A 22,082-nucleotide genomic window follows, 5' to 3' on the forward strand; every position below is an offset into this window, starting at 1 on the left:
TCGGTGGTGTGTCCCTAGCCCTGTACCGCCGCTACCGCCCCGAGACCTTCGCGGAGGTCATCGGGCAGGAGCACGTGACCGCTCCGCTCCAGCAGGCCCTGCGCAACAACAGGGTCAACCACGCGTACCTGTTCAGCGGGCCGCGCGGCTGTGGCAAGACGACGAGCGCGCGCATCCTGGCCCGCTGTCTGAACTGTGCGCAGGGGCCGACGCCGACGCCCTGCGGGGAGTGCCAGTCCTGTCGGGACCTCGCGACCGGCGGGCCCGGCTCGATCGACGTGATCGAGATCGACGCGGCCTCGCACGGTGGTGTGGACGACGCGCGCGAGCTGCGCGAGCGGGCCTTCTTCGCGCCGGTGCACAGCCGGTACAAGATCTTCATCCTGGACGAGGCGCACATGGTGACCTCGGCCGGGTTCAACGCGCTGCTCAAGGTGGTCGAGGAGCCGCCGGAGCACCTCAAGTTCATCTTCGCGACCACCGAGCCGGAGAAGGTGATCGGGACGATCCGGTCCCGTACCCACCACTACCCGTTCCGGCTGGTCCCGCCCGGCACGCTGCGCGACTACCTGACGGACGTCTGCGGCCGCGAGGGCATCCAGGTCGAGGACCAGGTGTTCCCGCTGGTAGTGCGGGCCGGCGCGGGCTCGGTGCGTGACTCGATGTCGGTCATGGACCAGCTGCTGGCCGGCGCCGGGGACGAGGGCGTCACGTACCAGATGGCCACCGCGCTGCTCGGGTACACCGACTCCGCGCTGCTGGACGAGGTGGTGGACGCCTTCGCCGCGCACGACGGGGCGACGGTGTTCCAGGTGATCGACCGGGTGGTCGAGGGCGGGCACGACCCGCGCCGCTTCGTCACCGACCTGCTGGAGCGGTTGCGCGACCTGGTGATCCTCGCCACGGTGCCGGACGCGGGGGAGAAGGGGCTGATCGACGCCCCGGCCGACCGGGTCGCGGTGATGCAGGCGCAGGCGGACGCGTTCGGCGCGGCCGAGCTGAGCCGGGCGGCGGACATCGTCAACACCGGGCTGACCGAGATGCGCGGCAACGCGGCGCCCCGGCTGCAGCTGGAGCTGATCTGCGCCCGGGTGATGCTGCCGGGCGCGTACAGCGACGAGCTGTCGCTGCAGGCCCGCCTGGACAAGCTGGAGCGGCGGGCGGCGGCCGGTGGGCTCGCCGCGGCCGCGGGCATGGCCCCCATGGCCGCGCCGATGGCCGCTGTGGTGGGTGTCCCGTCGATGGAGGCGCCCGCGCCCGTGACGGCACCGGTCCCGGTGGCCGAAGCCGCCCCGATGGCGGCACCGCCCGTCCAGGCACCGCCCGTCCAGGCCGCCCCCGTGCAGGCCCCGCCGCCCCCGGCCCCCGCCGGGCCCGCGCCGGGCGCCTGGCCGATCCCGCGCAGCTTCCCGCCCGCCGGAGGCGCCCCGGCCCCCGCCGTGGCTCCCGCGCCGCAGCCGCAGGCCGCCCCCGCGCCCGTCGCGGCACCGGCCCCGGCCCCCGTGCCCACGCCCACGCCCGCGGCGGCCGCCCCCGGCGGCCAGCCGTCCGCGGCCGCGCAGCAGGGCGCCGCGCAGGTCCGGCAGCTGTGGCCGCAGATCCTGGAGGCGGTGAAGAACCGCCGCCGCTTCACCTGGATCCTGCTCAGCCAGAACGGCCAGGTGGCCGGGTTCGACGGCAGCACGCTCCAGGTGTCGTTCATCAACGCCGGCGCCCGGGACAGCTTCGTCGGCAGCAACAGCGACGACGTGCTGCGCCAGGCGCTGGGCGACGCGCTGGGAGTGGACTGGCGGATCGAGTGCATCGTGGACCCGTCCGGCGGTGCCGGCGGGGCCCCGAGCGCGGCCCCGACCGGCGGCGGCTGGGGAGCCCCGGCCCGTCCGGCGGCCGCCGCGCCGCCGATGGCCGCCCCCGCCCCGGCCCCGGTCCAGCAGGCCCCCGCCCCGGTCCAGCCGCAGCCCCGGGTCCAGACCCCGGCCCCGGCGCCGGTGCAGGCCCCGCCGCCCGCAGTGGTGCTCCAGGCCCGTCCGGTGCAGTCGGTGGCCCCGGAGGACGACATCCCGGAAGAGGACGACCCCGACCTCAACGAGGAGGCGTTCTCCGGTCAGGAGCTGATCATCCGCGAGCTGGGTGCCACGGTGCTGGAGGAGATCCACCACCGGGGCAACTGAGCCCCACCGACTGAGCTCCGCCGATCCGGCGACCGACTCCCGGCGATCGAGCGAAGACGTAGGCTCGGCGGCGACGGACGACGAACCGCATGACAGCAAGGAGTGAGCCGTGTTCCCCGGTGGTGGTCAGCCCAACATGCAGCAGCTGCTCAAGCAGGCGCAGAAGATGCAGGAAGAGCTCGCCAAGGCCCAGCAGGAGCTGGCCGAGGCGAAGGTGAACGGTACGGCGGGCGGCGGCCTGGTCGAGGCCACGGTGACCGGTTCCGGCGAGCTGGTGGCGCTGACCATCGCGCCGGCCGCCGTGGACCCGGAGGACACCGAGACCCTGGCCGACCTGATCCTGGCGGCCGTGCGGGACGCCAGCCAGGCCGCGCAGAAGATGCAGGCCGACCGGATGGGCCCGCTCACCCAGGGCCTGGGCGGCGGGATCCCGGGCCTGCCGTTCTGACGCGAGTCAGGGCCGGGTCAGGGGCAGGTCAGGGCCCAGGCCGGGGCGTCGATCAGCGCCCGGTTTGTAAGTAGACGGTCTGAAGTTCATACGACAGACCCGTGTGATTTCTGCGGGAGTCGGGCGTCGGGCGGTGTGTCCGGCGCCCGATTCGTTGGATGATGGCACCGGAGCACCACCGACCATCCGAGGGAAGGCGCGACGTGTACGAGGGCGTGGTTCAGGACCTGATCGACGAACTGGGCAGGCTGCCCGGCGTCGGGCCCAAGAGCGCCCAGCGGATCGCCTTCCACGTGCTGCAGGCCGACCCGACCGACGTGCGCCGCCTCGCGCACGCGCTGCTGGAGGTCAAGGACAAGGTCCGCTTCTGCGTGGTCTGCGGCAACGTCGCGGAGGCCGAGCAGTGCCGGGTCTGCCTGGACCCGCGCCGCGACCTCGGCGTCATCTGCGTGGTCGAGGAGTCCAAGGACGTCGTCGCCATCGAGCGCACCCGTGAGTTCCGCGGCCGCTACCACGTGCTGGGCGGCGCGATCAGCCCCATCGAGGGCGTCGGCCCGGACGACCTGCGCATCCGCGAGCTGCTCTCGCGCCTCGCGGACGGCACGGTCACCGAGCTGATCCTGGCCACCGACCCCAACCTGGAGGGGGAGGCGACCGCCACCTATCTGGCCCGGCTCTGCAAGCCGATGGGCCTGAAGGTGACCCGCCTGGCGAGCGGACTGCCCGTCGGCGGGGACCTGGAGTACGCGGACGAGGTCACCCTCGGCCGCGCCTTCGAAGGGAGACGACTGCTCGATGTCTGACCGGACGATCAACCAGCAGCCCACCGGCCCCCAGCTTCACGAGGGGCCCACGACCCACGCGCCGCACACCCACGGTCACGGCTCGGAGCCGGACGACTTCGCCGTGCAGATCGCCGACTCGGTGGAGAGCTTCGTGCTCGCCGTCACCGAGGTCGCCAAGGGCGACGAACCGGGCAGCGCGGTCTCGCTGCTGCTCCTGGAGGTCTCCCAGCTGCTGCTGGCCGGCGGTCGGCTGGGCGCCATCGAGGACGTCGTCCCTGAGGACCGCTTCGAGCCCGACGCCGGGCCGGAGCCGGACGGCGAGCAGCTGCGCGAGCGCCTCGCCGCGCTGCTCGCGCCGATCGACGTCTACCACGAGGTCTTCGACCCGTACGGCCCGCCGGAGAAGCCGAACGCCTTCCGGATCTCGGACGACCTGGCCGGCGTGGTCAGCGAGCTCCAGCACGGCCTGACCCACTACCGCGAGGGCCGGGTCAGCGAGGCGCTGTGGTGGTGGCAGTTCTCGTACCTCTCCAACTGGGGCACGACCTGCACCGCGGTGCTGCGGGCGCTGCAGTCGCTGATCGCCCACGTCCGCTTGGACAGCCCGATCGGGGCGGTGCCGGACGGCGCGGACACCGACGACGACGGGCTCACGGACGAGCAGCTGGAGCAGCAGGCCGGCGACCTGATGGCGGCCGAGCTCGGTCTCGGGCGCTGACGGCGGCAGTCGGGCGGCGGATCCGACGGCAGTAGGGCGTCGCATCCGAAGGCGGTCGGGCTGCGGATCCGGCAGCGGGCCGCGAATATTGTGACGAAGGCCTCAGTAATCCGCCCGGAAAAGAAATCCGGCCGTGGCACCGTCCATTCGTCCGACGATTCTTCGGAACCGTGCCGAACGCCCCGCAGACCTGCCGGTGGTACCGCCCGTCATGCCGCTCACGTGCTGAAACAGCCGTCTCATCATATGGAAAGCAGCAGTTGCGGGACCCCTGCTCGGTAGACTGACGCCGACCGCACCCCCCTCTCCCCGGGGGGTACGGGGGCCAGTCGCCCCCGGAAAACGACACAAGTCGAGGAGCGCACGTGGGCCTTGTCGTGCAGAAGTACGGCGGCTCATCCGTTGCGGATGCCGCAGGCATCAAGCGCGTGGCCCGTCGAATCGTTGACGCCAAGAAGGCCGGCCATGAGGTCGTCGTCGTGGTGTCCGCGATGGGCGACACGACGGACGAGCTCATCGAACTCGCGGAGCAGGTGTCACCGCTTCCTGCCGGCCGTGAGTTCGACATGCTGCTGACCGCTGGAGAGCGCATCTCCATGGCGCTGCTGGCCATGGCGATCAAATCCCTGGGTCACGAGGCCCAGTCGTTCACGGGCAGTCAGGCCGGTGTCATCACCGACTCCGTCCACAACAAGGCGCGCATCATCGACGTGACGCCGGGTCGCATCCGCACCGCCCTGGACGAGGGCAACATCGCGATCGTGGCCGGCTTTCAGGGCGTGTCCCAGAGCAGCAAGGACATCACCACGCTGGGCCGCGGCGGCTCGGACACCACCGCCGTCGCCCTCGCGGCGGCGCTCAAGGCCGAGGTCTGCGAGATCTACACCGACGTGGACGGCGTGTTCACCGCCGACCCGCGCGTGGTGAAGAAGGCCCGCAAGATCGACTGGATCGCGTACGAGGACATGCTGGAGCTGGCCTCGTCCGGTTCCAAGGTGCTGCTCGACCGCTGTGTGGAGTACGCCCGCCGCTACAACATCCCGATTCACGTACGCTCGTCCTTCTCGGGTCTTCCCGGGACGATCGTCAGCAACGACAACCCGAACAAGCCCGAAGGGGGCGAGATGGAGCAGGCCATCATCTCCGGAGTCGCCCACGACACCTCCGAAGCCAAGGTCACGGTGGTCGGCGTGCCCGACAAGCCGGGCGAGGCGGCGCGCATCTTCCGCGCCATCGCCGACGCCGAGGTCAACATCGACATGGTGGTGCAGAACGTCTCCGCCGCGTCGACCGGCCTGACCGACATCTCCTTCACCCTGCCCAAGACCGAGGGCCAGAAGGCCATCGACGCGCTGGGCCGGGTCAAGGAGGGCATCGGCTACGAGTCGCTGCGCTACGACGACGCGATCGGCAAGATCTCGCTGGTCGGCGCCGGCATGCGCTCCAACCCGGGTGTCACCGCCACCTTCTTCGAGGCGCTCTCCGCCGCGGGCGTCAACATCGAGCTGATCTCCACCTCGGAGATCCGCATCTCGGTGGTCACCCGCGCCGAGGACGTGCCGGAGGCGGTCCGCGCCGTGCACAGCGCCTTCGGCCTGGACAGCGAGACGGACGAGGCCGTCGTCTACGGCGGCACCGGGCGATGACCCGGAAGCCGGGTGGGGGCTCCGGGCGATGACCCGGCGTCCGAACCTCGCCGTCGTCGGCGCCACCGGCGCGGTCGGCGAGGTGCTGCTCGGGCTCCTCTCGCTCCGTCAGGACATCTGGGGCGAGATCCGACTCGTCGCCTCCCCGCGTTCGGCCGGCCGCGAGCCGGTCGTGCGCGGGGAGGCGGTCGGGGTCGTCCCGCTGACGGAGGAGGCCTTCGCCGGGATCGACATCGCCGTGTTCGCCGTCCCCGACCAGGTGGCCGCCCAGTGGGCTCCGATCGCGGCGGCCAAGGGCGTCGTGGTGGTGGACGACTCGGCCGCCTTCCGGACCGCCGGGGACGTGCCGCTGGTCGTTCCCGAGGTCAACGCGGCGGCGCTGCGGATCCGTCCGCGCGGCATCGTGGCCAGCCCGGCCGGCACCACGCTCACGATGGTCGCGGCGGTCGGCGCGCTGCACGCCGAGTACGGGCTGGAGCAGCTGGTCGTCGCCACCTACCAGGCCGCCAGCGGCGAGGGCCGCGAGGGCGTCGCGGCGCTGCGCGAGCAGACCGCGCTGGTGGCCGGTACCGAGGTCGGCCGGCAGACCGGCGACCTGCGGGCGGTGATCGCCGACGACGGGCCGTTCGCGGCCCCGCTCGCCCTCAACGCCGTGCCCTGGACCGGCGGCCTGCGCGAGGGCGGCTGGTCCGCCCAGGAACTCGGGCTGCGCGACGAGGCCCGCAAGATCCTCGGCCTGTCCGCCCTGAAGGTCTCCGCGACCTGCGTCCGCGTCCCGGTGGTCCGCACCCACGCGCTGGCCGTGCACGCCCGCTTCGAACGCGAGGTCAGCCAGGAGCACGCGCAGGACATCCTGCGCGAGACGCCCGGCGTGGTGCTCTACGACGACCCGGCGGCCGGGGAGTTCCCGACGCCCAACGACGTGGTCGGCACCGACCCGGTCTGGGTCGGGCGGGTGCGCCGGGCGCTGGACGAGCCGGACGCCCTCGACCTCTTCCTCTGCGGCGACAACCTGCGCAAGGGGGCCGCGCTGAACCTGTTGCAGATCGCCGAGCTGGTGGCCCGTGAGCTGACGGCGGGGGAGGAATAGGCCCGTGAAGTCCGGGATCTGAGGGTCCCTTGTGCCCGAGGATGTCCGGACCTGTGTCCGCTCCTCGACACAATCCGTCCGGAATCCCGGGGGAATCCCCTGGAGGCCTCTTCCGCCGATACGGAAGAATGGTCCCCGGGCTGGGCAACCATGACAGGGGATCGAGTGTCCAACGGGCGTGGCGAACGTGATGGTGGGGGCAAGGACGGGCATCCCGGCGAGAGCCGCGGTGGTCTTCCCGTCGCGCGCCCCGTGGTCTTCGAGTAGGCCGGAAGACGACCAGATGACGGCGGCCGCACCCGGTGCGGCGGACTCCGGCGCGGGTACCGACGCGGGTACCAGCGAGGACCTGCTCACCGAGACCTACCAGGCGCACTACCGCTCGCTGCTGCGGCTTGCCGCGCTGCTCCTGGACGACCTCTCCACCTGCGAGGACGTCGTGCAGGAGGCCTTCATCCGGGTGCACGCCGCCCGGCGGCGGGTGCGCGAACCCGAGAAGACCCTGGCCTATCTGCGGCAGACGGTGGTGAACCTGTCGCGCTCCACGCTGCGCCGCCGGATCCTCGGCCTGCGACTCCTGCCGAAGCCCATGCCTGACATGGCCAGTGCAGAAGAAGGTGCCTACGATGCCCTGGAGCGCGACCAGTTGAAGGCCGCGCTGCGTGGTCTGCAACGCCGTCAGCGGGAGGTTCTGGTGCTGCGTTACTTCGTGGACATGACGGAGGCGCAGGTCGCCGAGACCCTGGGCATCTCGCTCGGATCGGTCAAGGCCTACGGATCACGCGGACTAGCCGCCCTCCGGACCCAGATGGAGGCCGGACATGGCTGACGGCGCCTGGCAGCGGCCCGGGGACGACGACCTCACGGGGCTCTCCTCCGATGAACGGGCGCTACGCGAGCTGATGCACCACGCGGTGGCCGGGATCCAGCCCGAGTCCGGCGCCCTGCCCCGCATCCGTCAGGCCGTCCCCCGGCGCCGGGCCGCCCGGCGCGGGGCCTGGACCGGCGCGGCGGCGCTGGCGCTGGCCGTCGCGATCGCGCTGCCCGTCCTGCACGAAGGGGACCACTTCGGGCTCTCCGGCGGACCCGGCTCGACCGAGGCCCAGAGCCCCGCCCCCGCGGCCCCCAGCGGCAGGACGACCGGCGGGGCCGGCGGCACCGGCGCGGCCTCGCGCACCGGCCCGAGCGGCACCGGGGACACCGCGCCGTCCTCGGGCACCGCCGCCGCCTCGCCCAGCCCCGGCGCGGACGCCACCCGGGTGGGCGGCACCGCCACCCCCACCGGGGCCTCCGGCACCGGGGACGGCGGGATCATCCCGCTGTGCACCCGGTCGGACCTCGGGCAGGGCACCGCGCAGGTCGGCTCGGCCGACGGGCAGGGGCGGATCCTCGGCTCCTTCACGGTCTACAACGTCTCCGGGCACAGCTGCCGCCTCGGCGGTCCCGGCGCGGTGGCCGTCACCGAGGTCAGCGGCACCGACCGCAGCCGCGTCCGTACGGCCGACCACGCCCCCGGCGACCCGGCGGGCAGCCTGCCGGCCGTGGACACCGAGCCGCCGGTGCTGGCGCCGCAGGCCGGGTACCGGGTGCCGTTCGCCTGGATCCCCGACCAGGGCTGCGGCTCCGGCGGCACCGCGACCAGCGCGCCCACCGGGGCCAACCAGGTGTCCCTGACCACCCAGGCCCCCGCCGCCTCGGCCGCCCCCGCCTCCGGCAACTCCGCGGCCCCGAGCTCCAACCCGCAACCGAGCTCCACGCCCACCTCCGGTCCCACCTCGGCGCCCAGCCCGACGGCCACCCCGACCGGCAACCCCACCACCGCCCCGGCCACCGCCACCATCGCCCACACCCCGGCCCCGGGCAGCCCGACGGCCGCGACGGCCGTGCTGCCGGTCGCCTGCGGGGGGACGCTCTACCGGGGCGGGGTGCAGGCCACCGGCGGGGCGGCGGCCCAGCCGTCGGGGACGCCGACGACGGGCTGAGGGGCGCCCGACGGGGCTCCCGCCTCCCGCGACTCCCGTCCCCGGCGGACCCTGTGGTCCGGGACGGTGTGAGGAATGGTTACCGTGGGGGGTGTGCACCGGTTCCTCCTGACTCCGCGCTGGCTCGGCGGCACCGCGTTGGCCGTGGCGGCCGTGGCGGTGTGCGTCTGGCTGGGCTCCTGGCAGCTCGGCCGCTTCGAGGACCGCGTCACCACGCACCGGGAGACCAAGCAGGCCCTCACCGCTTCGGGTGACGCCAAGCCGATCGACGCCCTGCTCACCCCGGCCGGCCCGCAGGTGACCACCGAGACCGTCGGCAAGCCCGTCACGGTGACCGGCAGCTATGACACCGAGCACCAACTCCTCGTCCCCAACCGTGTGGTGGACGGCAAGCAGGGCTACTACGTGCTCACCCCGCTGCGCACCGCCGACGGACACGCCGTCGCCGTGGTGCGGGGCTGGCTGCCCGGGTCCCCGTCCGGGGCGGTGGCCGAGGCGCCGCCGACCGGGCAGGTGACGGTGAGCGGGCGGCTGCAGGCCAACGAGGCCGTGGGCAGCAACGGCGCGGTGGCCGGCGGTCTGCCCGCCGGACAGCTCGGCATGATCAACCGGGCCGCGCTGCTGAACGTGCTGGAGTACGACGGCTGGTACGACGGCTGGGTGGCCGCCGACCAGGTGCCCGCCGGGCTGACCGCCGTACCGACCGTGCAGCCGCAGGGCGGCGACGGGCTCACCCTGCGCGCCTTCCAGAACCTGGGCTACACCCTGGAGTGGTTCGTCTTCGCGGGCTTCGTGGTCTTCATGTGGTTCCGCCTGCTGCGCCGCGAGGCGGAGGCGGCGCAGGACCGGGCCCTCGGGCTGGACCCGGTCCTGGACTGACCTCGGGGCCTGTCTCCCCGGTCCTACCGCGTGGGCTTGCCGGGCGCCGGCACCGGCTTGGTCGGGGTCGCGACCGCCGTCAGGGTCGGGGTGGGAGCCTGCGTCGGCGTCGGCGTCCGGGCGGGGACGGCCGGGCTGGCGTCGCCGAACGGCGTCGACGTGTCGTCGTCCTCCTCCGGCGTCCCATTGTGGCAGTGGCTCCGGCTGCCGTTCCCGTCGGAGTCGTAGTGGTCGATGTGGTGGTGCACGGTGCGCCCCTTCGAGCCGGACGAGCCCTTGGACCCCGAGCCCTTCGAGCCGGACGAGCCCTTGGACCCGCTCGACCCCTTCGACCCCTTGGCGAGCTGGACGGTGTCCCCGTCCGGCTGGTACGCCGCCCGGACGACGAGTGAGCCGGCCGACCCCGCCGCGCCCGCCTTCGTCGCCGTCGCGACCGGCCCGCCGGGTACGGCGCCCGCCGGGGGCGTCGAGGCCGTCGGCGACGGCAGCGCGGGCCCGGTCGGCACGGCGGCCTTGGGGCTGGGCAGCACCGGACCGGCCGGGGGCGGGCAGGCCGCCTCGTCGCCGTGCGAGCCCGAGCAGCCGGTGAGCACCAGCGCCCCGGCCACCGCCGCCCCCGCGAGCGTCAGCGGACGCCTCACGCCGCCCCTCCCGGGGCCCCGCCGGGAACACCCAGGTACCGGCGGACGAAGTCGATCTCCAGCCGCAGCTGCTTGATCCGCTCCTCCACCACCAGCGAGCCGTGCCCGGCGTCGTACCGGTACACCTCGTGTGGCTTGTCGAGCTGCTCCAGCCGCTCGACGTAGTTGTCGATCTGCCGGATCGGGCAGCGCGGGTCGTTCACCCCGGCGCTGATGTAGACCGGCACCCGCACCCGCTCGACGTAGGTCAGCGGCGAGGAGGCGGTGAAGCGCTCCGGGACCTCCTCAGGGGTGCCGCCGAAGAGCGTGCGGTCCAGCGACTTGAGCGCCTCCATCTCGTCGGCGTACGCGGTGTGGTAGTCCGCGACCGGCACGGCGGCGACGCCGAGCGACCAGCTGTCGGGCTGGACGCCGAGGCCGAGCAGGGTCAGGTAGCCGCCCCAGCTGCCACCGGTGAGCACCAGGCGCCGCGGGTCGGCCAGGCCGCTGGAGACCGCCCACTCCCGGACCGCCGCGATGTCCTCCAGCTCGATCAGGCCGACCCGCTCGTGCAGCGCGTCGGTCCAGGCCTGGCCGTAGCCGGTCGAGCCGCGGTAGTTGACCCGGACCACCGCGAAGCCGTGGTCCAGCCAGGCGGCCGGGCCGGCCGCGAAGGAGTCGCTGTCGTGGTGGGTCGGGCCGCCGTGGATCTCGAAGACGGTCGGCAGCGGGCCGTCGGCCGGGGTGCTGCCGGCCGGGCGCTGCACCAGGGCGTGCACCCGCCCGCCGGGGCCGTCCACCCAGACGTCCTCGACCGGGACGGAACCGGGCGGCACCGGGCCGGGCGCCCGCAGCACGACCGTACCGGCGGTGGAGCGGACGGCCGAGGGCTCGGCGGCGGAGGACCACAGGTACTCCACGGTGCCGTCCGGACGGGCGGTGGCGCCGCCGACCGTGCCGCGCGCGGTGTCCAGGCGGGTCAGCCGGCCGTCCGTGAGCGAGTACGAGAACAGCTCGCTGCGCGCCTCGTACTCGTGCTCGACCAGCAGCGACCCGGCGTCCGGCCGCCACTGCGCGGAGACGTCGCCGGGCAGCTCGCGGCCCTGCTCGTCGCGCAGCGGGAGGGCCGTCTCGGCGCCGGTGGCGACGTCCCAGATCATCGGCTCCCAGCGGCCGGTGCGCTGGTGGGCGACCAGCAGACGGGTGTCGCCCTCGACCGGGGCGAAGCCCAGGCAGGCGATACCGCGCGGCTCGTCCCGGCCGGTCACCTCGTCCAGCTCGGCGACGGTCTCGACGCCGTCCCCGCCGAGCCGCACCACGCGGATCGCGGAGTGCATCGCGTCGCCGTGCTCGGTGTGGTCGATGGCCAGCAGCGTGCCGTCGTGGCTGAGGTCGCCGACGCCGCCGTACTCCTCGTGCCGGTAGATCTCGACCGGCTCGGCCGCGCCGGGGCGGCGCAGGTGCAGGGTGGTGCCGTCCTCGTCGGTGGAGCGGCCGACGACCACCGTGCCGTCGCGGCCGAGGGCCAGGCCGGCCGAGTAGGAGGGGGCGAGGCCGGGCACGGCCTCCTCGTCCGGGCCGCCCGCGAAGGGCTGGCGGCGCCAGACGCCGAACTCGTCGCCGTCGTGGTCGTCGAACCACCAGACCCAGGCGCCGTCCGGGGACAGCTCGGCGTCGGTGGTGCCGTTCGGGCGGTCGGTGACCTGGCGGTGGGTTCCGGTGGCGCGGTCCCAGGCGTAGACCTCGTAGGTGCCGGTCGAGTTGGACACGTACAGGGCCCGGTCGGGGGCGTCGTCGGCCCAGTCCGGCAGCGACACCCGGGCCGCCCTGAACCGCTGCTCCCACGCCGGTGCGGCGCTCTTCTCCTCGCTCATCCGACCATCCAACCCGATCCGGGGGAGGGAACGGAACGGGCGGGTGGGTTCGACCCACCCGCCCGTTCCGTTCCTGCGGTGTTCACGAACGCCCGGCCTCCCGCCCGGACGCCCGCGGCAGCAGCCGGACCAGTCCGACGAGCACCAGCTCCAGCACCGCGAGCGCCGTCACGCTGCGGCCGAAGGCGGCGGTCGCGTCGCCCGCGCCGTAGTAGACCAGGCCGATCAGCGCGACCCCGACGGCGCCGCCGACCTGCTGCACGGTCGACACCACCCCGGCCGCCGAACCGGCCAGCCCAGGCTCGACGGCCGCCAGGGCGACGGTGGTGACCGGGGCGATCACCAGGCCCATGCCGAGGCCGTCGACGAACAGCCCGGGCGCCAGCCACCAGACGCCGCCGTCCGCCGCGCCGTAGGCGGCCAGGGCGAGCAGGCCCAGCCCGGCGGCCATCAGCAGGCCGCCGACGGTGATCGTGCGGGGCTCGCCGAGGCGGGCGGTGACCCGGTGGGTGGTGTTGGAGGTGAGCAGGTAGCCGAGGCCGATCGCGGTGAACACCAGCCCGGCGCCGAGCGCGTCCAGGCCGCGGCCGAGCTGCAGGTGCAGGGCGAGCACCAGGAAGAAGGAGGCCTGGCCGAGCCAGAAGGCGAGCTGGGCGAGCAGGCCGGCGCTGAAGGCGCGGCTGCGGAACAGCCGGGTGTCGACCAGCGGGGCTGTGTTGCCTGCGGCGGAGTTGCTTCCGGCGGAGTTGCTTCCGGCGGAGTTGCTTCCGGCGGAGTTGCTTTCGGCGGAGGTGCTTTCGGTGGAGGTCGAGGTGGTGCGGTGCTGGTGGACGGCGAAGGCGGCGAGCAGGGCGAGCGAGGCGGCGAGGCAGAGGCCGGTCCACAGCGGCCAGCCCTGCCCGGGCCCCTGGATCAGCGGCAGCACCAGGCCGGTCAGCCCCAGGGTGACCAGCAGGACACCGACCGGGTCCAGCCCGGGCCGTCGCGGGGCGCGCGACTCCGGCAGGCAGCGGCGGACCAGGGCGAGGGCGGCCAGACCGATCGGCAGGTTGATCAGGAAGCAGCTGCGCCAGCCGAGGCCGAGGAGGTCCGCGCGGATCAGCAGCCCGCCGATCAGCTGGCCGAACACCGCGCCGACGCCCATGGTCAGCCCGTACCGGGCGAAGGCCCGCGCCTGCGCCGCGCCGCTGAAGGCCGTCCGCAGGATCGCCAGCACCTGCGGTCCCATCAGCGCCGCCGCCAGCCCCTGGGCGACCCGGGAGCCGACCAGCGCGGCGGCGGTGGGGGCGAGGCCGCAGGCTGCGGAGGCGAGGGTGAACAGGGCCAGGCCGAGCGCGAACACCCGGCGGCGGCCGTAGCGGTCGCCGAGCCGGCCGGCGGTGACCAGCCCGGCCGCCAGGGCCAGGCTGAACCCGGCCATCACCCACTGGACGGCGGCGGGGCCGGCGCCCAGGTCGCCCTGGAGGGAGGGGACGGCGACGTTGACGACGAAGACGTCCAGGGCGGTCATGAAGGTGGCGGTCAGGATGACCGGCAGCAGGCCCTTGGGGGCCGCGGCTGCCTTCGTCGCAGCGGCGGCCGCGGCTTCGGCCGACCGCCGGGTGTCCAGGGCGGTGCTCATCTCGGGCTCTCCTCAAGGGGGTTGGCTTTCGGGGAGGGGCGCCGCCGGGGTGGCTCGGCAGCGCCCCTCGGGGGTGTCGTGCCTGCGGCTCAGGCGCCCGGGACACGGTCCAGGAAGCCGTACACGGTGCCGATCCGGCCGTCCGGGGTGGCCGCCAGCACGTCGAAGCCGATCACCACCGGCTCGGCGCCGGCCGGGCCGAGGTTCCAGGTGAACCGGGCGATGTCGTGGTGCGCGTCCACCGGGCCGAGGGTGAACTCCAGCCCCGGGAACTGCGCCTGGGCCGCGCCGATCAGCGCGTCGATCGCGTCCCGGCCGGCGACGGCGGCCAGCGGGTCGGTGTAGCGGCCGTCCTCGGCCCACACCTCGTCGATCAGCTTGCGGCGGGCCGCCGGGTCGGTCTCGTTCCAGACCGCGAGGTAGCGCTCGGCGAGCTGCTGCAGGGTGGCGGCGGTGATCTCGGTCATGGCTGTCTCCCGTGTTCCGGTGAGTGGTTCGGCGGGTCGTTCCCGCTGCTCAACCAAGGTATGGACGGAACGGCGCGGCCGAATCGGTCACGTATAGGCATGGCCGTACGTAGCCTTCGTGGTGGGGTACCGGCGGCCGGCTCGGTAGGGTCGGGGACATGCTGTACGGGAGGGAACACGAACAGGCCGCCGTGGACGGCCTGTTGACAGCGGTACGGGACGGACGCAGCGGGGCCCTGCTGCTGCGGGGCGAGGCCGGGATCGGCAAGACGGCGCTGCTGGACGACGCCGTCGCGCGGGCCGGGGCCGGGTTCCGGGTGATCCGGGCGGCGGGCGTCGAGTACGAGGCCGAACTGCCCTTCGCCGGGCTGAGCTTGCTGCTCGCCCCCGGCCTGGACCGGCTGGACGCCCTCCCGGGGCCGCAACGGCGCGCCCTGGAAGCGGCGTTCGGGCTCGGCGATACGTCGACGGCTGCCGCTGACCGACTGCTGGTCGGCCTCGCCACTCTCGGGCTGCTCGCCGAACTCGCCTCCGAACAGCCGCTGTTGTGCGTGCTCGACGACGTGCAGTGGCTGGATCGCGCCTCCCTGGACGCGCTGCTGCTGGCCGCCCGGCGACTCCAGGCCGAAGGGGTCGCCCTGCTGCTCGCCGCCCGCACCGAGGGCGGCGCCTCCGCGGACCGGCGACTCGGCCTCCCCGAACTACGGGTGAGCGGCCTCGCCGAGTCCGACGCCACCCGGCTGCTGGCCGACCGGGCCGGCCCCGACCTGCCCGCCACCGTCCGCGACCGACTGCTCGCCGAGGCCGCCGGGAACCCGCTCGCCCTCACCGAACTCCCGGTCGCCGCAGGCCCGCAGGCGCACACCGGGGGCGGCCTGCCGCTCACCAGCCGGCTGCTGATCGCCTTCCACGGCCAGGTCACCGGCCTGCCCCCGGCCACCCAGACCCTGCTGCTGGTCGCCGCCGCCGAGGAGAGCGGCGAACTCGACGTCGTCCTGCCCGCCGCGGCCGCGCTCGGCGTCGGCGCCGAACAGCTCACCCCCGCCGAGGAATCCGGCCTGGTGACGGTCACCGCCGACCGCCGGATCGCCTTCCGCCACCCGCTGCTGCGCTCCGCGATCCTGCAACGCGCCCCGCACCACCAGCGGCTGACCGTCCACCGGAGCATCGCCGAGGCGCTGCCCGAGGGGGACCGCCGCACCTGGCACCTCGCCCTCGCCGCCACCGCCCCCGACGCCGCCCTCGCCGAGGCGCTGGAACGCACCGCCGTCCGCGCCGAACGGCGCGGCGGCCACGGCGGCGCCGCCGCGTACGAACGCGCCGCCCGACTCACCCCCGACCGCGACGCCGCCACCCGCCGCCTCGTCCTGGCCGCCGAAGCCGCCACCGAGGAAGGCGAGTTGGCGCGGGCCGAGACGCTCGCCGAGGAGGCGGCCGGCCGGACCGACAGCGTCCTCGCGCACGCCCTGCTGGATCAGGTCCGGGCCACCGCGCACTTCTGGCGCGGCTCCTACCCGACGGCCTACCGGCTGCTGCTCGAAGCCGCCGGTACCGACATCGAGCCCGCGCACGCCGCCCGGATGCTCTTCCAGGCCTTCCACGCCGCGTGGTACGCGGGGGAGGAGGCGGTGACCGCCGTGCTCGACCGGCTCGCCGCCCTCCCGCTCGCCCCCGACGACCCCCTGGCCCCGCTCGCCCGCCACCTGCCCGCCGCCGTCCTCCCGGCCCTCGGCAGACCCGCCGCGCCCCTGCCGCCCGTCCGGGAGAGCACCGAGGCCGCCCGCAAGGCCGGCGCCGAAACCCCCGTCGACCTCGTCCAACTCTGCGGCGCCACCCTCATCCTCGGCCGCGACGAGGAGACCGTCGAACTCGGCGGCGAACTGGTCGTCGAGGCCCGCGCCAAGGGCACCGTCGGGGTGATGCCCACCCTCCAGTTCTTCCTCGCCGAAGCCGAGCTCTTCCACGGCCGCCACGCCGACGCCGAACTCACCGCCACCGAGGCGCTCGCCCTCGCCCAGGACACCGGCCAGCACCAGTGGGTCAGCCAACTCAGCGCCCTGCTCGCCCACCTGGCCGCCCTGGACGGCCGCACCGAGCGCTGCACCGAACTGGCCACCACCGCCCTCGCCACCACCGGCCCGCAGACCGCCGCCCCCGCGGCCGGCCGCCCCTGGGCCGACTGGGCCCTCGCCCTGCTCGACCTCGGCCAGGGCCGCGCCGCCGGCGCCGCGGACCGCCTCCACCCCCTCACCACCGGCCCGCACCGCCACCACGTCTGCGCCACCCGGGCCGTCCCCGACCTGGTCGAGGCCGCCGTCCGCCTCGGCACCCCGGACCGCGCCGCCGAACCCTACAAACGCTTCGCCCGCTGGACCGCCGCCGCCGACCGCCCCTGGGCCGCAGCCCTACGCCTGCGCTGCCAGGCCCTGCTCGGTCCCGACGAACTCGCCGAGCCCGCCTACCGCGCCGCCCTCGACCTCCACGCGACCACCCACCGCCCCTTCGAACACGCCCGCACCGCCCTCCTCTACGGCGAATGGCTCCGCCGCACCCGCCGCCGCACCGACGCCCGCCCCCACCTCCACTTCGCCCTCGAAACCTTCGACCGCCTCTCGGCTCACCCCTGGTCCACCCGCGCCCGCACCGAACTCTCCGCCACCGGCGCCCCCGCCCCCGACACCCCCCACTCCCCGCAGAGCCCCGCGGCCCCGCTGACCCCCCTGACCCCCCAGGAACTCCAGATCGCCCGCCTCGCCGCCCAAGGCCTCACCAACCGCGACATCGCCGCCCAACTCTTCCTCAGCCCCCGCACCGTCGCCCACCACCTCTACAAGGCCTACCCGAAGCTCGGCATCACCTCCCGAACGGAGCTCGCAGCCGCGCTCTGACAGCGGCACTCTCATCGGGCCTCATGCACCGAGCCGGGCGACCGGCCCCCCTGGCACCGGCCCGGCGGGGCCGTCTCCGGCCTGCCCGAGGGCTCGGCCGCGCGCTACGAGGACCCGGGCGACATCCTCGGCCCACTCCGCTCAGCGCGGACCCGCCGTCCAGAGCGGACGCCCTGTCACCACTTCGCTGCTGTACAGCAAGGCCTATGCCGACGACGCCCCTACGAGGTCAGACTCTTGCGGCGGGCGCGCAAGGAGTATGTGGTGCGACCTTGCCGAGTGCTCCGACCCCAGCCGCCAGAAACCGCACCACCCCCAGCCACCGGCCCGCAGGACCGGCACAGCTGAACAGCAGAACGCTTCACCGGCATCCACGCTCGAACCCGACGAGCGTGGATGTCGGCATATCGGGGCCGCTCGCTGCGGACCACGCCTCGGCCCCGCCAGCGGCGGCTGCGACCCTTCCCCCGTATCCGGGAACCCGGACCCAGTTCGCCGAGCTCGACGCGCCCCGCCAGGCGGCCCGGCGCGGGTCCGCACCGCCACCGGCCCGCACGGCCGCAAGGGCACCTTCGACCTTTACGGCCTGCGCGAGTCGGCACCGACATCGGCGAGCGCCGGCTTCCGCGCCATCGGCACCCGTGAGCGCATCCGCAAGCACCGCGACGTCTGGCACGACGTCACGCTCCTTGAGTGCCACAGCCCGACTGTGCCCTGAATCACACCGCGGTGTCCGCGGAGCCGGAGTACTCCGCCGATGCTTCCTCAGCATCCGTTGCTGGCGGTGGAGGAGGGCCGGGGCGGTTGCTGTGCTTTCGTGCTGACGCATACGACAGAGGCCCTGCCGGATTTCTCCGGCAGGGCCTCTGCACTGGGTCGGGGTGGCGGGATTTGAACCCACGGCCTCTTCGTCCCGAATGAGGTCCGGACGCGCCTGCGTCCTGGGAGATCCCTCCGGGGCGCACGTCAGGCCATTGGTTGCTCTTGGTCGCGTGTGGTTGACGGTGGCTGCCGGTTTAAGATCCACTCCCCGATCGCTCCCAGCCTTCCGCTTCTCCACTGAGCAGTAGACAGGACGTCAAAAGGAAAGCCGACCCCGGCTATGGGAGCAGCCCCGCGATCGTGGAGGCAAGAAGCGCGAGCAGGGTGAGGGTGGCGCCGAAGGCCACACCTCCGCGCATGAGGGCGGACGAAGGCGAGGCCCCCGATGAACGGGCGAGCAGTACGGCGGCTACGGCGCCCAGTACGGCGACCAGCAGTACAAGGACAGCGGTGACCACGATCAGGACCACGACGGCCTTCAGCGGCATCTCAGGCTCCTCAACGAGATAGTTGCGCAGAGGATTAGAGGTTTGCCGATCAGTCGTACACTGCGGTTCGGGCGGCCTAGATTGAACGCCGTCGTACCGCTCGGTCCGCGGGTTCGCACTACCGGTGGGTCCACCGGCCGACTGGGCCCACGGGAGGATGCATGTCGCACGGCGATGGCGCCGAGGAGCGCGCAGCGGCATTGGCCGCATTACGCGAGCAGCTGGGTGACGCCCTCGGGCGTGAGGGGCTTACCCGCAAGGACATCGTCGCGCGCAGCGCTGCCGCAGGCACGCCCCTGGGCACTACCACGATCAGCCAGGCCCTGAACGCCCGTCATACACCTCCCAGCTGGCGGACCGTCAGTGCAATCGCGCAGGCGCTGGGGGCGGACAAGAAGATGTTCGACCAGCTTCGGGAGCTCTGGCGCAAGGCCCAGCCTCGGCCAGGCATTCCTCTCCTGGCCGGGTCCACGGATGCGTCCGCCAGTCCAGGAACGGTCCAGACCGCGGGGCCAGGCCTGCTTGAGGTGCATCAAGCCCCAATGTCGGCGAGCACCACGGATGCCAGCACCAGGGGAACGGCAACAACTGTCAGGGGCGACCTCACAGAGGAAGCCTTCCTCACCCCTTACCTCGCCCGCCCGCACGATCACGAGCTGGAGCACCTGCTCACCCCGGCTCTGGACGGGTTCGTGTCCGCGTTCGTCGTGCTTACCGGCGACTCGTCGACGGGCAAGACCCGTGCTCTGTTCGAGGCCCTCCGCCGACTGGCCCCAGCCCGCCCACTGTGGCGGCCCACCAATGCCGCCGGGCTGGCCGAGTTGCTGGGCGCCGACCGCATTGCGCCGGGTGCCGTGCTCTGGCTCAACGAGGCTCAGCGATTCCTCTACGGCGACCGTTCCGAGGAGGCCGCTGCCGCCCTGCGCGAACTCCTGATGACCCAGACCGGCGTCACCGTCGTCGGCACCCTGTGGACCCTCCCGTATTGGGAGGACCTCACCCGTCCTGCGGTAGAAACGGATCCCCGCAGTCAGGTCCGCGCTCTCCTTGAGGCACCTGTCACCCACCGGGTCTCGGTCCCGGCCGACCTGACAACGGCTGAGCGCTTGAGGTGGGAAAGCCTCGCCGACTCCAGCAAGGATCCTCGCATGGGGCGAGCCGTGCGAGCCGGCGCAGCCGATGGACGGGTGATCCAACACCTCAGCGGTGGGCCTCAGCTCCTCGCCGCGTACCGAATGGGGCCCGGCGCCCACTTCACCCACGCCGAGCACGCCCTGATCACTGCCGCGATCACGGCCAGACAGCTGGGGCACTACGCGCCGCTGTCCGAGGAATTACTGACGCAGGCCGCGGACGCAGCCCTCCCACCACACCACAGGCCCGCGGAACCCGGCTGGGGGCGTGACGCCCTGATCGCCCTGACTTCCGGAGTGCGCGCCGACGGGTGTCGCACCGACATCAGGCACTCCCTCACTGCGCTCATCGCCGTCCGCAACATCTCAGGCGGTACGACGACGTACGAACCGGCCGATTACCTGCACCAAAGCCTCGTTGCTGCTGAGGATGCGCCCGCCCCTACCCCCGCATTGTGGGATGCATTGACTATGTGCACGACCGACCTGGCCTCGCTCGTGAGCCTTTCGAGCGAGGCGCAGCGGCGGGGTTTCCTGAAGCAGACTGTGCTGTTGATGCGTCGAGCAGCCGTCGCCGGATACGTGAACTGGTTCGGAATGTTACTGGCTATCCCCCAAACAGGGAACAGCGGCCGGAGCATGGCGCTTTGGATGGCAGACCACGTCGGCTTCGATTCGCTCTTCACCGCGAGATTACGGCTGTGGGAACTGCATCGCGTAGGCCCGGACGTCTCGGCCCGTCTCGCAGCGCGGGTGGTCTCCCGTGTGAATCTCGCCGATGCGGACGAGGTCCAAGAGCTGTTCGAAATCCTTGGCGGAATTGGCCACGAGAAGCTGCTCGTGAACCTCGATCCGGGGGCACACGTGCGCCTGCCGGATGAAACTGGCGCGTTCCGGCTTCTCGACCAGCTGCTCGACGCCGGATACACCGATCACGCGGTTCGCCTCGCCGACCGAATCCTCTCCCTGGGCCCTCCGGTCCGGAACCCGCAAGCGATGGGAACACTCCTCAAGGTACTGAACGTGTGCGGGCACGACCCCGATGTCGCGGAGGCCCTGTCTTGGGAAGCCGCCAGACAAGTCGATCTGTCTACTCCCTATCCTCTCGTAGACCTCGTTGAAGGACTGTGGGACCAGGGCCGGGAGGAGGCCGCGTGTCTGCTGGCCGATCGGATCGTCGAAGCCGTGGATCCGAGCGACACCTACTCCGTCGCACAGCTCCTGTATGAGTTGCGCTGCCTCGGGGTTATATCGGCGCGCCGTCGGCTCGCGGAGCGGGCCGTACCCATGGCTGTCCTGGAGGACCCGGAGGCCGTCGGTTGGCTGCTGGAAGAGCTGCAGAACTGCGGGCTCGACGACTGCCTGGACGCATTCCTGGCCCGTGATCCCTCGGCAGAGGTCGTCATCGGCTCTGTCCACAAGGTGGTCATGCTCCTGCGAACCCTGAAAAACCTCGACCGGGATGATCTGACCCGCTGTCTTGTCTTGAAAAGCCTGCTGAATATCGGACTTGACGACGCGGAGTACACGGCTCTCTTCTTCGACGTGCTCGCGCCCTTCGTCAGTCCGCCAGAACTGACCCGATTTGCATTGCGGGCTGTCGAGGAAGTCCCTCTCTCGTCCATCGCTGAGCTGGGCTTTCTGGCGCGCTCGCTGGAGGACCACCACCAGTCGGAAGCGCTCGACCGGCTCGCCTGCCGCGCGATCGCAGCCGTGGATGCGGATGCAAGCACGTTCCTTGATCTTCTACGCATGCTCCGCGCGCGAAGCCTGGACGAGCACATCCACGCCATGATCGAGCGAGTCGCCGCACACCCGGGACTCGCCGAAGCGGTGACGTGCACGAAGTTGCTGAGCAACCTCCGCACGGCGGGGGAAACCGAGGCCGCCGACCGCCTTGGAGCCGCGGCTTCACGGATGACCCCGGATAGCGCCGCCATAGCGGAAAAGCCCCGGGTCGAGCCGGGCGGGCAACGACTGTACGGGTTGGAGACCGACGGCACCCCAGCCTGCCCCTGGACGTGGGAAAGCCTCGACCGCTTGGACCAGCGGCCCGACGCTTCTCTTCGCCGCTTCCCTGACCGGGTCGTCCCATGACTGCGCTGCCCGCGTGGTTGGGCCCGCCGCGCGCACAACCACGCAGTAGCGAATCTCGTGCTGCCGTCGTCCTCCCACTACCGGGCCGGCCGCGGTGTGGCGCTCGGCGCGCGCCACCGACGCCAGCAAGACCCGGAAGTCCCGCTGCACACCCTGGCGCCGCCAGCGCCCGCGACTGTACCTCCACGTACCGCCCGATCTGGTACGCCTGTGGCACGTCTCTAAGGGCGTCCGCCAGTAGGTGCCGAGCTAATTGGTAGTAGCAGGGCAGGCACGGTTCGCCCGATCATGGAGTTCTCTACGCTTCATGATCACCGGGGGATCCGTGCCTGCCGTCCCATCATGCATTCTCG

General features: G+C 72.9%; 16 protein-coding genes. 11 read left to right on the top strand and 5 right to left on the bottom strand.

Annotation, left to right across the window (positions count from 1 at the left end; genetic code table 11):
* The first annotated feature begins 8 nt into the window (after window positions 1-8).
* From ACH4E7_RS04840 to ACH4E7_RS04880, 9 genes are all read left to right on the top strand, one after another.
* A complete protein-coding gene (locus ACH4E7_RS04840; protein ID WP_396247549.1) occupies window positions 9-2,171 on the top strand; it encodes a DNA polymerase III subunit gamma and tau in 2,163 nt (720 codons plus the stop codon).
* Window positions 2,172-2,280: 109 nt separating this feature from the next.
* Window positions 2,281-2,619: a YbaB/EbfC family nucleoid-associated protein gene (locus ACH4E7_RS04845; protein ID WP_396247550.1), complete on the top strand. Its 339-nt coding sequence runs from the start codon at window positions 2,281-2,283 to the stop codon at window positions 2,617-2,619.
* A 203-nt stretch (window positions 2,620-2,822) separates the two neighbouring features.
* Window positions 2,823-3,422: a recombination mediator RecR gene (recR, locus tag ACH4E7_RS04850; protein ID WP_224284008.1), complete on the top strand. Its 600-nt coding sequence runs from the start codon at window positions 2,823-2,825 to the stop codon at window positions 3,420-3,422.
* The gene (locus tag ACH4E7_RS04855) at window positions 3,415-4,122 is read left to right on the top strand and encodes a DUF5063 domain-containing protein (protein ID WP_396247551.1); all 708 of its coding nucleotides are present in this window, start codon (window positions 3,415-3,417) and stop codon (window positions 4,120-4,122) included. Before recR ends, ACH4E7_RS04855 begins: the two co-directional genes overlap by 8 nt.
* Window positions 4,123-4,487: 365 nt before the next feature.
* The gene (locus ACH4E7_RS04860) at window positions 4,488-5,768 is read left to right on the top strand and encodes an aspartate kinase (RefSeq protein WP_355668738.1); all 1,281 of its coding nucleotides are present in this window, start codon (window positions 4,488-4,490) and stop codon (window positions 5,766-5,768) included.
* Window positions 5,769-5,796: 28 nt separating this feature from the next.
* A complete protein-coding gene (locus ACH4E7_RS04865; RefSeq protein ID WP_396247552.1) occupies window positions 5,797-6,858 on the top strand; it encodes an aspartate-semialdehyde dehydrogenase in 1,062 nt (353 codons plus the stop codon).
* A 283-nt stretch (window positions 6,859-7,141) separates the two neighbouring features.
* Window positions 7,142-7,687 (top strand): SigE family RNA polymerase sigma factor, encoded by a 546-nt coding sequence (locus ACH4E7_RS04870; protein ID WP_355668736.1) that lies wholly within the window; start codon window positions 7,142-7,144, stop codon window positions 7,685-7,687.
* On the top strand, window positions 7,680-8,840 hold the full coding sequence (locus ACH4E7_RS04875) for a hypothetical protein (protein WP_396247553.1): 1,161 nt from the start codon (window positions 7,680-7,682) through the stop codon (window positions 8,838-8,840). The genes ACH4E7_RS04870 and ACH4E7_RS04875 overlap by 8 nt, the downstream gene beginning before the upstream one ends.
* Before the next feature lie 93 nt (window positions 8,841-8,933).
* Window positions 8,934-9,719 carry an SURF1 family protein gene (locus tag ACH4E7_RS04880; protein ID WP_396247554.1) on the top strand — a complete coding sequence of 262 codons (786 nt, stop codon included), beginning with the start codon at window positions 8,934-8,936 and terminating at the stop codon, window positions 9,717-9,719.
* 23 nt (window positions 9,720-9,742) lie between these two features.
* Here the strand turns inward: ACH4E7_RS04880 and ACH4E7_RS04885 are convergent, their stop codons facing one another.
* The 4 genes from ACH4E7_RS04885 to ACH4E7_RS04900 all read right to left on the bottom strand — a co-directional run bounded on the left by ACH4E7_RS04885 (window position 9,743) and on the right by ACH4E7_RS04900 (window position 14,301).
* Window positions 9,743-10,360, bottom strand: a complete 618-nt coding sequence (locus ACH4E7_RS04885) for a hypothetical protein (protein ID WP_396247555.1) — start codon at window positions 10,358-10,360, stop codon at window positions 9,743-9,745.
* Entirely contained in the window at window positions 10,357-12,213 is a 1,857-nt protein-coding gene (locus ACH4E7_RS04890; protein WP_396247556.1) for a S9 family peptidase, read from the bottom strand. Before ACH4E7_RS04890 ends, ACH4E7_RS04885 begins: the two co-directional genes overlap by 4 nt.
* 82 nt (window positions 12,214-12,295) lie before the next feature.
* Window positions 12,296-13,834: an MFS transporter gene (locus ACH4E7_RS04895; RefSeq protein WP_396247557.1), complete on the bottom strand. Its 1,539-nt coding sequence runs from the start codon at window positions 13,832-13,834 to the stop codon at window positions 12,296-12,298.
* Between the two features lie 89 nt (window positions 13,835-13,923).
* Window positions 13,924-14,301: a nuclear transport factor 2 family protein gene (locus ACH4E7_RS04900; RefSeq protein WP_396247558.1), complete on the bottom strand. Its 378-nt coding sequence runs from the start codon at window positions 14,299-14,301 to the stop codon at window positions 13,924-13,926.
* A gap of 158 nt (window positions 14,302-14,459) precedes the next feature.
* On the opposite strand from ACH4E7_RS04900, the gene ACH4E7_RS04905 reads away from it, so the two are divergent.
* Complete coding sequence (locus ACH4E7_RS04905) at window positions 14,460-17,189, top strand: helix-turn-helix transcriptional regulator (RefSeq protein ID WP_396247559.1); 2,730 nt, start codon at window positions 14,460-14,462, stop codon at window positions 17,187-17,189.
* 1,100 nt (window positions 17,190-18,289) lie between these two features.
* Here ACH4E7_RS04905 and ACH4E7_RS04910 read toward each other — a convergent pair.
* Window positions 18,290-18,499: a hypothetical protein gene (locus ACH4E7_RS04910; protein WP_396247560.1), complete on the bottom strand. Its 210-nt coding sequence runs from the start codon at window positions 18,497-18,499 to the stop codon at window positions 18,290-18,292.
* Window positions 18,500-18,660: 161 nt separating this feature from the next.
* On the opposite strand from ACH4E7_RS04910, the gene ACH4E7_RS04915 reads away from it, so the two are divergent.
* On the top strand, window positions 18,661-21,729 hold the full coding sequence (locus tag ACH4E7_RS04915; RefSeq protein ID WP_396247561.1) for a hypothetical protein: 3,069 nt from the start codon (window positions 18,661-18,663) through the stop codon (window positions 21,727-21,729).
* The last annotated feature ends 353 nt before the right edge of the window (window positions 21,730-22,082 follow it).

It is taken from the genome of Kitasatospora sp. NPDC018058 (genome assembly GCF_044327205.1).
GTDB lineage: Bacteria > Actinomycetota > Actinomycetes > Streptomycetales > Streptomycetaceae > Kitasatospora.

Excerpts from the sequence above, each read along its gene's own strand:
- ACH4E7_RS04855 (WP_396247551.1), top strand. The coding sequence starts at position 3,415 with ATGTCTGACCGGACGATCAACCAGCAGCCCACCGGCCCCCAGCTTCAC.
- ACH4E7_RS04865 (WP_396247552.1), top strand. The coding sequence starts at position 5,797 with ATGACCCGGCGTCCGAACCTCGCCGTCGTCGGCGCCACCGGCGCGGTC.
- ACH4E7_RS04870 (WP_355668736.1), top strand. The coding sequence starts at position 7,142 with ATGACGGCGGCCGCACCCGGTGCGGCGGACTCCGGCGCGGGTACCGAC.
- ACH4E7_RS04875 (WP_396247553.1), top strand. The coding sequence starts at position 7,680 with ATGGCTGACGGCGCCTGGCAGCGGCCCGGGGACGACGACCTCACGGGG.
- ACH4E7_RS04890 (WP_396247556.1), bottom strand. The coding sequence starts at position 12,213 with ATGAGCGAGGAGAAGAGCGCCGCACCGGCGTGGGAGCAGCGGTTCAGG.
- ACH4E7_RS04895 (WP_396247557.1), bottom strand. The coding sequence starts at position 13,834 with ATGAGCACCGCCCTGGACACCCGGCGGTCGGCCGAAGCCGCGGCCGCC.
- ACH4E7_RS04900 (WP_396247558.1), bottom strand. The coding sequence starts at position 14,301 with ATGACCGAGATCACCGCCGCCACCCTGCAGCAGCTCGCCGAGCGCTAC.
- ACH4E7_RS04905 (WP_396247559.1), top strand. The coding sequence starts at position 14,460 with ATGCTGTACGGGAGGGAACACGAACAGGCCGCCGTGGACGGCCTGTTG.
- ACH4E7_RS04910 (WP_396247560.1), bottom strand. The coding sequence starts at position 18,499 with ATGCCGCTGAAGGCCGTCGTGGTCCTGATCGTGGTCACCGCTGTCCTT.
- ACH4E7_RS04915 (WP_396247561.1), top strand. The coding sequence starts at position 18,661 with ATGTCGCACGGCGATGGCGCCGAGGAGCGCGCAGCGGCATTGGCCGCA.